Below are 13254 nucleotides of genomic sequence, written 5' to 3'. Positions count from 1 at the left end.
GCGATCAACGAACCTCGCCGATGCGCCACCCGGCGTCGGTGCGATGGAGGATCGCCTGGAAGCTGACCGGCTGGCGCTCGGTCCGGCCGGTGCTGCCGTTGCGGTAGGTGTAGTTGCCGGTAATCCGTGCCATGGCGTTGCCGCCCGCGGTCTCCAGCTGGCTCACATCCAGCTGCGCCTTGACCTCGCGGACCAGTTGAAAGAACTGATCCCACCCGCGCTCCTGCACCGGCGTCATTCCGGGATAGACCCGCCGGATACTGGCGATGTTCCGGGACTCGATCGCTGCGGCATAGTCCGCCACCACGCGGCGGATCTCCGGACGGGGATCGACCGGCGGAGGCGGAGTGGGCGCCGGGGCGGGCCTGGGCGATGGCGTCACGCTCTCGACCGTGTCCTGCGCCGGCGCCGGTGCGGCCGGCGCAACGACAACCGCGGGTGCGGATGCTGGGCTCGGCGCAGCCGACTCGGCCGGCTCCGGAACCGCCTCACGTGGCTGGGGGGCAACGGCAGGCTGCCGCTTGCGGGGCGGCTTCGTTTCCATCGTGCGGACTGGCACCGTCGGCTCCGTGGCCCGCGGTGCGGCCGGCGGTGGGACCGCCGGTTGGGCCGGCTGGGGCGCCATGGCCGTGGTCTCGGCTTTGGTCGGGGTAATTGGAGCCGCAGATCCACGAGGCGGCGGCGAAGGCCGGAGCCAGAGCGTGGCGGCCAGCAGCAGCAACAGGACGCACGTCGCGGCAGCACCGGCCAGGACAGCGCGCCGGCGGCGTGGCGGCACTGCCGCGATCGTCGGCACAGTCGTGGCCAGAGTCGGTGCCATGCCGCCGCTGGGCGTGGCCAGCGTGTCCAGCAGATTCATCACCTCGTGTGCCGACTGCGGCCGGTCGGCTGGCCGCTTGGCGAGACAGCTGGCCACCAGCGTGGCCAGGGCGGATGGAACGGCGGGCCGGAGGCGCTCCACCGGCTCCGGCATCTCCACCACCTGGGCGGCCAGCACGGCTTGCGCCGAGCGCCCCATGAACGGTGGGCGTCCGGTGAGCATCTCGTACGCCATGGCACCGAGCGAGTAGATGTCCGCCCGATGGTCGATCTGAGGGTCTCCGGTGGCCTGCTCCGGCGCCATGTAGGCCGGCGTGCCCAGCGCCACGCCCAGCGACGTGAGCCCCGCCGTCTCCTGACCTTCGGCCGAGACGCTGACTGCCTTGGCCACGCCGAAGTCGGTCACCACCGCCACGCCGCCGGACAGGAGGACGTTGTCCGGCTTGATGTCGCGGTGCATGATGCCGGCGCTGTGCGCGTAGGCCAGCGCGGAGACCACGTCGCGCAGGATTCTCACCGACTCGCCCACCGGCAGCTCGCCCTCCCGCGCCACCCGTCCCCGCAGCGATTCGCCGACCACGAACGGCATGATGAAGTAGGGCAGCCCGTCGGACTCGCCCGCCGCCAGGAGAGGGACGATGTGGGGATGCTGGAGGCGGGCCGCGAGCTGGATCTCCCGGCGGAAGCGGCTGACGCTCACGCCGGCGGCGAGCTCCGGGAGGAGGACCTTGACCACCACCTCACGCCCGAGAGCCAGCTCCTGGGCGACGAACACCCGGGACATGCCGCCCCCGCCGAGCTCGCGCTCGAGCCGGTACGCATCGCCCAGGGAGGTCTGGAGTTGCTGCTGAAGGCTGGGACTCACCATGCTGCGCGGGTCGGAGAAAAGACCAATCTAGACCGCCGCCGGGCCCAAGACCACCCGGCGGGGCCTACCGCGCGCCGATCGAGCCGGGCAGCGAGTCCGCGTCCTGGGCGAAAACGTAGAAGTTCTGGTCGACCCGGAAGTCGGCCCGCCGGCGCAGCCGAAGCCGCGTCTTCTGCCAGGCCTCGGTAGGATGAATCAGCGCGTACCCACTGTCGGACAGCGTCACTTTGAGCGGCATGGCGAATCCGGGCACCACGTCGGTCCAGCGGTACCTGAGCGTCGCCCCGGCCATCCGGTATTCCAGCACCGGCACTCGGGCGGTGCGCAGGTACTGATCGAACACCTTGCTCAGGTCGATTCCGGCCTCGCGGCTGATATAGCTCTCGACCTGGTTGCTGGTGACGATCTGGTGTCGGTAGGTGGCGGTGAGACCCCGCAGGATGCCCCGCCACCGGGCGTCGTCGCCCACGATCTGCCGGATCGTATGCAACAGGTTGCCGCCCTTGTAGTACATGTCCTTGGAGCCTTCCCGGTTGATGCCGTACCGGCCGATGATGGGCCGGTCGTTCACGATGTTCCTCCGGCTGCCGATCACGTAGGCCGAGCCCGCCTCGCGTCCCTGCTGGCATTCGGTGAAGAGGTTCTCCGAGTAATTGGCGAAGCCCTCGTGCACCCACATGTCGGCCACGTCCGCGGTGGTGAGGCTGTTGCCGAACCACTCGTGGGCGCTCTCGTGGACGATGATGAAGTCCCAGCGGAGCCCGACGCCGGAGCGCGAGAGGTCGCGTCCCAGGTAGCCGTTCTGGTAGTGGTTGCCGTAGGCGACGGCGCTCTGATGCTCCATGCCGAGGTGCGGGGTCTCCACCAGCTTGTAGCCATCGGTGTACCAAGGATACGGTCCGAACCAGTGCTCGAAGCACTTGAGCATCGGCTTGACCTGCTGAAACTGCCGGCGGGCGGCGTCCAGGTTGTATGCCAGTGGCCAGTAGTCCAGTGTCAGCGTGCCGTCCTCGCCCTGGTAGAGCTCGGCGAAATGGGCGTAGCTGGCGGCGTTGACGGCCACGTCGTAGTTGTTGATCGGATCGGCCACGAACCACTCGTAGGTGGTGGTCCGGTCGGGGTGGAGGGTCACTCCGCGAAGCCGGCCGTTGGACACATCGACCAGCGAATCGGGGACGGTGATCGCCACCCGCTGGCTATCCGGCTCGTCGGCCTGGGTGTCCTTGTTGGGCCACCAGATGCTGGCGCCCACGCCCTGGCAGGCGGTCGCGATCCAGGGGTGGCCCAGGCTGTCTGCGCCCCAGACGAACCCGCCGTCCCAGGGTGCGTGCTTGGCCACGCGCGGCCGGCCGTGGTAGTACACCGTGAGCGTCTTCCGGTCTCCCTGCCGCTGCGGCGAGGCCAGGGTGACGAAGAACGCATCGCCATCGCGGCGGTAGGAGAGCGTGCGTCCGTCCTGCACCATGCTGTCGACCTGGAGCGGGGTCATCAGATCGACCTGCATCTCCCGCGCGCCCGCCACCACCCGGTACCCGATGCCGTTCCAGCCTCGGATGCTGCTGTCCGCCGGACTCACGGCCACGTGCAGGTCGTAGAACGTGACGTCCCACCAGATCCGCTCCGGTGTGATGCTGCCGCGGAGCGTGTCGGCACGGGTGATCGCGGCGGTATCCTGGGCCAGTGCCGGTGCGGACAGGCACAGGACGAGGGCGGCGATCCCCGGCAGCGACGTGCGCATGGTGGTCAGCTCCGCGTGGCTGGTGCTCGAACAAGGTCGTGCTCGAACAAGGTAAGCCCTCATCTGGACAGGGCGATAGCCTACCCCAGGGCCGCCTCCAGCCGGCTGATCAGCTCGGTCTGCGCCTGGTTGATCTTCTTCCGCGCCGTGGCCGGACCGAACCAGCCGCAGCGATCGACTTCAGGAAAAGAGAGCCACCGGCCGGAGCCCCGGGGCCACTCCATCCGGGTCAGATTGCTGTGGACCCGGTCGGGGTCCGCATCGCCCTCCCAGGCCCAGGCGTGGATCTCCTTCCCGGCCTTCTGGCGGATGCTTCCGAGCGGGAGGAACGGACCCTGGGGTGGTACGCCGGTCTCCTCCTCGAACTCCCGGCAGGCCGCGGCGAGGGGATCTTCGCCCGGCTCGATCACTCCCTTGGGAATGGTCCAGGCGCCGGCATCCTTCTGTGACCAGAACGGCCCGCCGGGATGGGCGAGAAACAGCTCGAGACCCCCGCTTCCCCGGCGAAAGAGCAGGAGGCCGGCGCTCACCTTCACGGCACTACGGGTCGAGATGAATTCCGGGGCGCCGCGCGCTCTTGATCTTCGGGATATCTTCGGGTAATGTGTCGGTGACCACCACCGGGGGTGCCGCCATGAAGGGTGTGCTGGACCTCAAGAGCAAGCTCCAGATCCTGATGGCTCTCGCGGCGGGAGACCGGGATGGACCGCCACCCCGGCTGCGCCACGCGCAGAAGGTGGGGGCGCTGGGTCCGCTCAACATCCGGAATCTCCGGCCCGGACCGGGCAGGCAGACATCCCTGCTCCGGGTCCTCATGACCAACGCCTGCAGCTTCAACTGCCACTACTGTCCGATGCGGCGCGACCGGGAAATGCCGCGCACGCTGCTCAAGCCGGAGGAGCTGGTCCGCATCTTTCTGGAAGCACGGCGGCGGGGCTGGTGCGAAGGGCTGTTCATCACCACCGGCATCCCCGGCCGGCCCGTCAAGGTGGTGGACGATCTGATCCAGGCGCTCGAGCTGTTGCGGGAGCGGCACCGGTTCGATGGTTACATCCACGTGAAGCTGGTGCCCGGGGCGGAGGCGTCGCAGATCGAGCGGCTCACCGCGCTGGCGAGCCGGGTCTCGCTCAATCTCGAGGCGCCGTGTGGCGCCACGCTCGCGCGGATTGCCCCGGAGAAGAGCCTGCCGGTCACGCTGGGCGATCTGGAGCGGGTGCGGGCACTGGTCCTTCAGGAGCGCATGGCGCGGGGCGCCGGCCGGCCCCGCGACCCGCTCCACCCGGGCGGGGTCTCCGGCATGACCATGCAGTTCGTGGTCGGCGCCACGCCGGACACCGATCGGACTATTCTCGACACGGTGAGCCGGTTGCAGCACGGTGGCGGGCTGCATCATGCGCACTTCAGCGCCTTCCGGCCGATCACCGACACACCGATGGAAAACCTGCCGGCCACTCCCGTCCTGCGCGAGCACCGGCTGTATCAGGCGGAGTACCTGCTGCGGGACTACGGCTTTGCGGCCGACGAGGTGGTGTTCGGACCGGGTGGCAATCTCCCGCTCGCGATGGACCCCAAGAGCGCCTGGGCGCTGGCGCATCCCGAGCGGTTCCCGGTCGAGGTGTCCCGCGCGAGCTATGAGGAGCTGGTGCGCGTGCCAGGCATCGGTCCGCTCGCGGCGCGTCGCATCGTCGCTCAGCGGGCGTCCACCAGCCTCCGGGGCCTGTCGGATCTCCGTGGCCTGGGCGTGGTCACGACCAGGGCCGGCGGATTTCTCACGCTCAGGGGCCGGCGGCTGCAGACCACCCGCTGGACCGAGCAGCTCGGCTTCTGGGCGCCCGAGGACGAGGTCGGGGTGCATCACGTGCTCTACGAGGTGAGTCCCGGAACCTTCCGGTAGCTCGCCCTTCCCACGGGGTGGCGGGCTACTCCGTCGGCGTCCTGTAGGCGTCGACCGAGACGTTGAGGTCGCGGTGCAGCTCGGCATCCCCTGCCAGGAGGGTCCGCCAGGTCAGCTCCGGCCCCTTGCGCGCCCCCTTGGGCGTGATCTTCACGCCTTCCGGCGAGATGGTGACCGTGTAGAGCTTGCCGTCCAACTCCAGCTCGCGTTTGATCGATTTGTCGAGTTTCGCGGCCATCGGGTGCTCCAGAGGTGTGCGTCCGAGGGAGATCAGCGGCTGGTCGCGGCCGCCGGGCGAAGGTTCTTGTACACGATGCCACCCTTCATCACGAAAGTCACCCGCTCCAGCTGGGTGATGTCCTGGAGCGGGTCGCCATCGACCGCAACGATATCCGCATAGAGCCCCGCTGCCAATGCACCGACCCGGTCCTCCCAGCCGAGCAGGGTGGCCGCGCTGGTGGTGGCCGACTGGATCGCCTGCATCGGGGTGAGCCCGTAGCGCACCATGAAGGCGAACTGTTTCGCGTTCCAGCCGTGGGGGTAAACCCCGGCGTCGGTCCCGTATGCCACCTTCACGCCGGCGCGCACGGCCTTTCGGAAGTTCTCCCGTTGCAGGCGGCCGATCTGCCGCTCCTTGTCGAGAATGAGGTCGGGGTAGCCGAGCCGCTTGTACTCGGCCAGGATGTAATCGTCGTTGTAGATATCGGCCACCAGGTAGGTGCCCCGCTCCTTCATGAGCCGGATCCCCTCGTCGTCGATCAGGCTGCCGTGCTCGATGGAGGCGACGCCGGCCCGGACGGCGCGCTTGATGGCCTCGGCCCCGTGGGCATGGGCCGCCACCTTGCGGCCCCACGCCGCTGCCTCCTGCACCACCGCGTTCATCTCCTCCTGGGAGTACTGCGGGGCCCCGGCCGACTGCTCCTCGGTGAGCACGCCCGCGCTCGCGATCAGCTTGATCACGTCGGCCCCGTTCTTCACCTCGAACCGGATCAGCTTCCGGATCTCGTCCACCCCATCGGCAACCCCGGAGAACTGGCCGAACTTGATGTAGGGCGAGAAGCCGACCAGGTCGTTGTGGCCCCCCGTCGCTCCGATCGCGAGCGTGGCCACCTGCATCCGGGGACCGACCACCAGGCCAGAGTCGATCGCCCGGCGGAGCGCCACGTCGATGAACTCGCCGCTCCCGACGTCCCGTACGCTGGTGAAGCCGGCCTCCAGGGTTCGGCGGGCGAAGGTCGGAGCGGCCACGGCGTAGTCGATCGGGCTCCGGCGGAAGAGGCTCTGGTAGTAGTCTCCCGGATCGCCGCCGGTGATGTGGGTGTGGCAGTCGATCAGGCCCGGGAGCAGGGTGGCGCGGCCGAGGTCGATGACCTCGGTGCCAGGCGGAACTGCGAGGTTGCTGCCGACCGCGGTGATGCGGGTGCTGTCGATGATGATGACGGGATGGAGCAGCGGCGGGCCGCCCCGGCCGTCGATCAGCCGGGCGGCGCGGATGACCACATGACGGTGGACAGCCGCCGTGTCGGACGCCTGTCCCTGCAGCCGGCCGGGAGAGTGGCCGAGCCATGCGAGCGCCATGGCCAGGCCGAACGCGCTCCTCATGACGAGAGTCGGTCGGTGAGCACAGGCATGAACGGCACCCAGGGGCCGACCGCGTCGCCATATTGCTTCGCCATCACCCGGGCAATCTGCGCCAGGTGGCCGAGATCGTGGACGACCCAGGCGGCGAGCAGTTGACGGAGCGTGACGGGGCCAAAGGTCGGGTGGATGCCGGTGAGCTCGAGCTCCGCACCGGTGAGTCGCCAGGAGTGCAGCAGCTCGAGGTTCCTTGTCCTGAGCTGGGCGAACTCTTTCAGGAGCTCGCTCAGCGAGCGGCCCGCGTTGCGAGCCCGATGGCGGAAGCGATCGTACGGCTCGAAGCGCGGGTCCGGGCCGCGGGCAAGGATGATCCGCGCGCGGGGAATCCAGTCAGTCTCCTCGCCGTCAATCAGATGACCGACGACATCGAATGGATTGAAGGTGTCAGGCCCCTCTCGCCCGCGGGTCCACGGCTCGGGCAGGTCGGCCAGAAGGGCCTGCAGCGTGGCCGGCGTGCGCGCGAGTACGGTGGTCGAGGAGTCGAGGTCGAAGTCCATCACGGCTCGGGACGGGGACGGCTCAAGATACGCCGTCCAGCGGGCCCGGACCAGACGGCCGTCTGCTCGATATCCACCGCGGATCGGCAGGCGTCAGCGGCGGCGGCGTCAGCCGCCACGCTTGAAGTACTGCACCGCCCGTTCGTGCTTCTCCGCGGCCGCCCGTGTCTTGAAGGTGCCCAGGTTGCGGCGCTTTCCGGTCTTCGGGTTCTTCTTCCTGGAATACAGACGGTACTCGCCGGACGCCAGTTTGCGGATCATGGGGGAAAGACCTCCTGCCTCGTTCGGGACTCAGAACGGCATACTGTACTCGGGTGGGGTGACCCCATTCAGCCGAAGATAGGGCACCAGTTGTCCCAAGGTCCATACCGAGTGCTCGAACGACAGCGCGGCGAGGCGGATGGCGGGCTGCGGGGGCTGACCGTACATGGCGACGGGACGGCGCAGCTGCGCCGGTGAGGCATGCCGGAGTGCGTCGAGCAGGTAATCGTAGGTGGACGTGGCGTACCGACGGAGGGCGGCTTTGTCGCGGAGATACACGGTGCTGTCGCCCAGGCTCGGCGCCGCCTTGAGACCGCGCAGGGCGATGGCCGCCACCTCGAGATTGGTGGTCACGATGTGGTCGAACTGCTGGGCAAAGGTCCGGACGCCCGGCGTGGGGCGGAAACCGGTGGCGGAATCCGGCATCGCGTCGATGTAGGCGAGCACCGCCGTACGATTGCGCTGCCAGTCGGCCTGGAGGTCGGGGTACGGCCCGGCCTGAGCGCGGACCAGCGTTGGCGCGGACGAGAGCAGCAGGATGAGGGTAATCACGCGCATGGCACTCTCCTCAGGATGGGTTCGGCCGTTCGATGGCGGCTGGCATCGGAGACTGACGAGTCCAGGCCGGCCAAAGTGCCAGCCCGAAACTGGCTCCGGAGGGTCAGGGCCGGGATTCGATCGCTCGATCGCCTGCACGGGGGCGCTCCAGGGGCACGCCCCCGGCGCAGAGTGGGCAGCTGGCGGGAGTCCAGAGCTCGAACGGAAGGCACGAGACCGCCTCGACCGCCAGGCCGTTCCGGCGAAAGAAATCCGCCCCGGCCGAGCCTAGCAGGAGCAGGGTCCCCACCGCCACGGGATGGGCCCTGTGGGTCTGCAGCTCGGCCCAGGTCGCACGGCTCGAGGAGCCGGCGCTGATGACGTCGTCGACGATGGCGATCCGCTTCGCGCGAACCCGCGGCGAGAGCGCCGCCGGCAGGCGGTAGCGGGCCTGGTAGAGCCCGCTCCCGGCCGGAGCGGGCACCGGCTCGGTGTAGAGAAACTCCAGGTCGAGCGCGGCCGCCAGGCTCTGCGCGAGGAAGGCGCCGCCCACCAGCGGACCACACACGCCCTCCACGTCGTGGCAACGGAGCGCGGCGGCGAGTCCGGCGATCAGCGGCGCGACCCGGCTGGGCCGGGCGAAGAGTGGGTCGAGATCCAGCCACAGCTCGCCGTGATACCCGGACTCGAACTCGAAGTGGCCCCGCCTGCTGCTGACCAGCTCCAGAAACGCATCGGCTGTCGTCTGGCTCATGCCTGGGTCCAGTTACCGGTTGCCGGATCAGGTCGACGGTATGGTGGACGGAAGTCCCCGCGGAACGAGATCGAGGAGAATTATAGGCGTCCCGAGCGGGCGGGGGTCGCTCAGGGGCCCGTATGCCGTTTGCCCCCCACCCGCCCGCGGCGTATGCTTCACCATCACCCCGCACGCTGCAGGAGTCGTTATGCCCCTCGATCGCGCAGTCGATTTCACCGGCATTCGTTTCGAGAACCCGTTCCTCCTCTCCTCGGCACCCCCCACCGAGTCGGAGAGCAACATCCTGCGCGCCTTCGAGGCCGGTTGGGCCGGGGTGGTGACCAAGACCATCGGACTGCACCCCGTCACCAACGTCCTCGGCGCCAAGGCGAAGTTTCTCCGCACCACCCCCGACGACGCCTTCGTCTCGATGCGGAAGCGTCCCGGGGCGGCCCTGCACTCCTCCTGGAACTGGGAGCTCATCTCCGACAAGACCATCGACTGGTGGCTGCCGCGGCTCCGACGGATCAAGGAGGCGTTTCCCGACCGGAGGCTCATCGCCTCCATCATGGCCGGCTCGGGAAACGACAAGGAGCTGCAGAACTGGCAGCGGCTCGCCCGTGAATGCCAGGACGCGGGCGCGGACGGACTGGAGCTCAACTTCTCCTGTCCCCACATGGACCGGCGCGATATGGGCTCCAACATCGGCAAAGATCAGGGGCTCTGCTCGGTGGTGACCGAGGCGGTGAAGGAGGTGGCGAAGGTGCCGGTCTGGTGCAAGCTGACGCCGGCGACGTCAGACATCGTCCTCGAGGCCGCCGCGTGTTTCCGGGGCGGGGCGGATGCGATCGTCTCCTCCAACACCTTCCCGTCGCTGCCGCCGATCGACTCCGAGACCCTCGAGTTCGAGATCAACGTGGATGGGCTGGTGTCGAGCGGCGGGCTCGGCGGACCGGCCATCCTCCCGCTCTCGCTCGCCAAGATGGCCCAGATGACCCAGGCGTTCCCCGACCGGAGCTTCTCCGGGATCGGCGGCATCTCCGACTTCCGCCAGGCGCTCTCCTACATCCTGCTCGGCTGCGGGACAGTGCAGGTCTGCACCGCCGCCATGCTGGATCAGGCGGTGGGCCCCAACGTGATCAAGCGGCTCCTCGCCGGACTGGACGAGTTTCTTCTGCGCCACGCCGCCGAGAGCTGGACCCGGATCGAGGACTTCCGCGGGCTCCGGCGCGACCGGATCGTTGCGCAGTCGGAGATTCGTCGGCCCGACGCCACCGCTTATCACGCCGGCTACGAGGCGGTCGAGGGATACGCGCCGCCGGCCCCGCCCGCGCAGGCCGCGGTCAGCGAGTAGCCGATGGACTTCGACCGGATCGTCCGGGGCGGGAACGTGGTGACGCCCGCCGGGAGCTTCACCGGGGACGTCGGAATCGTGGGCGAGAAGATCGCCGCGCTCGGCAGCGATCTCGTGCCGGGTGCCCGCACCCAGGTGATCGAGGCCGCCGGGCACCATGTCCTGCCCGGCGTGCTCGACGTCCACGTCCACCTCGAACTCCCCTTCTGCGGCACCGTCTCCGCCGACGACTACCGTACCGGTACCCGCGCCGGTGCCCGGGGTGGGGTCACTACCGTGATCGATTTCGCCATCCCCTACGCCGGCGAGTCGCTGGAGCAGGCGGCCGACAACTGGATGCGGAAGGCCGAGGGAAAGGCGCTGGTGGACTACACCTTCCACATCTGCATCACCCGCTTTGCCGAGCATAAGAGCCAGGTGAAGGGGATGGTGGAGCGCGGGTTCACCACCTTCAAGGAGTTCATGATCTACGAGTCCGAGGGGTGGCAGTCGGACGATCGCGCCCTCTTCGGCACCCTGGAGCTGATGCGGGAGTACGGCACCATGCTCCTGGTGCACGCGGAGTCGGCGCGGGTGCTGGACGAGCTCATCGCACGGCACCACACGCCGGAGCTGATGGCCCGCTATGGCGCCCGGCTGCACCCGATGACCCGGCCCAACTTCGTCGAGGCGGAGGCCATCCAGCGCGCCATCCAGTGGTGCGAGGTGACCGGCGGCAAGCTCTACATCGTGCACATGTCGACCGGCGAGGGAGCGGATCTGGTGCGCGCGGCGCAGGCCCGCGGCGCGCCGGTCGTGGCGGAGACCTGCGCCCAGTACCTGGTGCTGGACGACTCGGTGTTCGAGCGGGAGGACGGGCACCTCTTCGCCTGTTGCCCGCAGGTGAAGAAGCCCAAGGACGTCGAGCGCCTGTGGAAGGGGCTCCGCGGGGGCGAGGTCTCGGTCATCTCCACCGATACCTGCACCTTCAACCGGGAGCAGAAGGCCATGTGGAACGGGGACTGGACCAAGATCCCGATGGGCCTGCCGGGACTCGAGACGCTGCTCCCGGTCACCTATACCCATGGCGTGCTCGGCGGGAAGCTCTCGATCGAGGAGCTCTGCCTCAAGCTGAGCACCAACCCGGCCCGGATCATGGGCCTGTATCCCAGGAAGGGGGGCATCACCGTCGGCGCGGATGCGGACCTCGCGATCATCCATCCGACCGCCGCTCGGACGGTGGATCCCGCCACGATGGAGACCAACGCCGACTGGTCGCCCTACCTGGGCTGGGAGCTGGCGGGGTTCGCCCGGACCACCCTCTCCCGGGGCGAGGTGATCGTGGACGACTATCGCGTGGTTGGCCGGGAGGGCCGGGGCAAATGGCTGTCGCGTACGAGGGCCGGATGAGCGCGGGACGCGCCATCGACCTCGGGCCGCCGCCGTCCGACGCGGACGATCTCACCGGCAGCCCGCTCTGGAATCCCGACCTCGCCCCGACCGAGCCTGCCCGCCGCACCTGGTCCACCTACAACATCGCCGCACTCTGGATCGGCATGAGCGTGGTCATCACCACCTACACCCTGGCCTCCGGCCTCATGCAGCAGGGGATGAGCTGGTGGCAGGCGATGATCACCATTCTCCTGGGCAACACCATCGTGCTGGTGCCGATGGTGCTCAACGCACACGCGGGAACCAAGTACGGGATCTCCTTCCCGGTGCTGTGCCGGGCGAGCTTCGGGGTGCGGGGTGCCAATCTACCGGCCATTCTCCGCGCGGTGGTGGCCTGCGGCTGGTTCGGGATCCAGACCTGGATCGGTGGGCTGGCGCTGGATGCGCTCTTCAGGGCGGCCTGGCCGGGCTGGGCCGGCATGCCGGGCGGCACCGCCATCACCTTCGGATTGTTCTGGCTGATCCAGGTTGCGGTGATCCTCAAGGGTACCGAGGGGATCAAGCTCCTGGAGAGCTGGTCGGCGCCGCTGCTCCTCGGAGGCGGTGCCATCCTCCTGCTGTGGGCCGTCAGAGCCGGGGGCGGGTTGGGCCAGCTCTTGAGCCAGTCGGAGCGGCTTCGCGGCGGGGGCGCTCCCTTCTGGGCCCTGTTCCCGTCGGCGCTCACCGCGTCGATCGGGTACTGGGCCACGCTCAGCCTCAACATCCCCGACTTCACCCGCTATGCCAAGAGCCAGCGCTCGCAGATGCTGGGTCAAGCGCTGGGGCTTCCGACCACGATGACGGCCTTCGCCTTCATCGGGGTGGTGGTCACCAGTGCGACCATCGTGCTGTTTGGCGAGCCGATCTGGGATCCGGTGGTGCTGATTGGCCGGATCGGCGGCACCGCGGTGATCGTGTTTGCGGCGCTGGTGGTCCTGGCCGCGCAGCTCACCACCAACATGGCGGCGAACGTCGTCTCTCCGTCCAACGATTTTTCCAACCTGAGCCCCAAGCGGATCAGCTACGTGACCGGCGGCCTGATCACGGCGGTGCTGGGGATCGCGATGATGCCGTGGAAGCTCTACTCCGACGCCGCGGCCTACATCTTTACCTGGCTGCTGGGATACTCGAGCCTGATGGGAGCACTGGGCGGGATCCTGATCGCCGATTACTGGATCATCCGGCGGCAGCGGCTGGTAGTGGACGATCTCTACCGCGAGCGCGGAGTCTACAGCTACCGCGGCGGAGTCAACCCGCGGGCGGTCGTGGCGCTGGTGATCGGGATCCTGCCGGTAGTGCCGGGGTTCCTGCGCGCGGTGACCACCCCGGGTGGCGCCGTCACGGATCCAACCTTCTTCGACCGGCTCTACTCCTACGCCTGGTTCGTCACCTTCGCGCTCAGCGGGCTCGTCTATCTTGGCTTGATGCGCGGCAAAAGCGTGCCGGCCGATGGGTGACGGGGGAGCGCGGTTCGGGTCATCCGTGCGCTGACAGCCCGCTCG

Annotated in this window: 13 protein-coding genes; 4 read left to right on the top strand and 9 right to left on the bottom strand. The window is 68.7% G+C overall.

What is annotated here, in order from left to right; all coding sequences use genetic code 11:
• Nucleotides 1-4 precede the first annotated feature (4 nt).
• From VHR41_12135 to VHR41_12125, 3 genes are all read right to left on the bottom strand, one after another.
• Nucleotides 5-1687 carry a serine/threonine-protein kinase gene (locus tag VHR41_12135; GenBank protein ID HEX3234941.1) on the bottom strand — a complete coding sequence of 561 codons (1683 nt, stop codon included), beginning with the start codon at nt 1685-1687 and terminating at the stop codon, nt 5-7.
• A 64-nt stretch (nt 1688-1751) separates the two neighbouring features.
• Nucleotides 1752-3425, bottom strand: a complete 1674-nt coding sequence (locus tag VHR41_12130) for a M1 family metallopeptidase (protein HEX3234940.1) — start codon at nt 3423-3425, stop codon at nt 1752-1754.
• A gap of 80 nt (nt 3426-3505) precedes the next feature.
• On the bottom strand, nt 3506-3955 hold the full coding sequence (locus tag VHR41_12125; protein ID HEX3234939.1) for an NUDIX domain-containing protein: 450 nt from the start codon (nt 3953-3955) through the stop codon (nt 3506-3508).
• An 80-nt stretch (nt 3956-4035) separates the two neighbouring features.
• On the opposite strand from VHR41_12125, the gene VHR41_12120 reads away from it, so the two are divergent.
• Entirely contained in the window at nt 4036-5319 is a 1284-nt protein-coding gene (locus VHR41_12120; GenBank protein ID HEX3234938.1) for a radical SAM protein, read from the top strand.
• 25 nt (nt 5320-5344) lie between these two features.
• Here VHR41_12120 and VHR41_12115 read toward each other — a convergent pair whose 3' ends face one another.
• From VHR41_12115 to VHR41_12090, 6 genes are all read right to left on the bottom strand, one after another.
• On the bottom strand, nt 5345-5557 hold the full coding sequence (locus VHR41_12115; protein HEX3234937.1) for a hypothetical protein: 213 nt from the start codon (nt 5555-5557) through the stop codon (nt 5345-5347).
• 32 nt (nt 5558-5589) lie between these two features.
• A complete protein-coding gene (locus VHR41_12110; GenBank protein ID HEX3234936.1) occupies nt 5590-6921 on the bottom strand; it encodes an amidohydrolase family protein in 1332 nt (443 codons plus the stop codon).
• Entirely contained in the window at nt 6918-7454 is a 537-nt protein-coding gene (locus VHR41_12105) for a DinB family protein (GenBank protein ID HEX3234935.1), read from the bottom strand. Before VHR41_12105 ends, VHR41_12110 begins: the two co-directional genes overlap by 4 nt.
• Before the next feature lie 108 nt (nt 7455-7562).
• Nucleotides 7563-7715 carry a hypothetical protein gene (locus VHR41_12100; protein HEX3234934.1) on the bottom strand — a complete coding sequence of 51 codons (153 nt, stop codon included), beginning with the start codon at nt 7713-7715 and terminating at the stop codon, nt 7563-7565.
• Nucleotides 7716-7745: 30 nt separating this feature from the next.
• On the bottom strand, nt 7746-8273 hold the full coding sequence (locus tag VHR41_12095; protein ID HEX3234933.1) for a DinB family protein: 528 nt from the start codon (nt 8271-8273) through the stop codon (nt 7746-7748).
• A gap of 103 nt (nt 8274-8376) precedes the next feature.
• Nucleotides 8377-9006: a phosphoribosyltransferase family protein gene (locus VHR41_12090; protein ID HEX3234932.1), complete on the bottom strand. Its 630-nt coding sequence runs from the start codon at nt 9004-9006 to the stop codon at nt 8377-8379.
• Nucleotides 9007-9196: 190 nt separating this feature from the next.
• On the opposite strand from VHR41_12090, the gene VHR41_12085 reads away from it, so the two are divergent.
• Genes VHR41_12085 through VHR41_12075 form a run of 3 tightly spaced genes read left to right on the top strand, consistent with a single transcriptional unit; the run spans nt 9197 to nt 13209 of the window.
• Entirely contained in the window at nt 9197-10342 is a 1146-nt protein-coding gene (locus VHR41_12085; protein HEX3234931.1) for a hypothetical protein, read from the top strand.
• Nucleotides 10343-10345: 3 nt separating this feature from the next.
• Nucleotides 10346-11731, top strand: coding sequence for a dihydropyrimidinase (hydA, locus tag VHR41_12080; protein HEX3234930.1), 1386 nt, complete (start codon nt 10346-10348; stop codon nt 11729-11731).
• A complete protein-coding gene (locus tag VHR41_12075; GenBank protein HEX3234929.1) occupies nt 11728-13209 on the top strand; it encodes an NCS1 family nucleobase:cation symporter-1 in 1482 nt (493 codons plus the stop codon). The genes hydA and VHR41_12075 overlap by 4 nt, the downstream gene beginning before the upstream one ends.
• Nucleotides 13210-13254: the final 45 nt, after the last annotated feature.

It is taken from the genome of Gemmatimonadales bacterium, from assembly GCA_036265815.1.
Taxonomy (GTDB): domain Bacteria; phylum Gemmatimonadota; class Gemmatimonadetes; order Gemmatimonadales; family GWC2-71-9; genus CAVVWJ01.
This window is presented reverse-complemented; position numbering and strand designations above follow the sequence as displayed.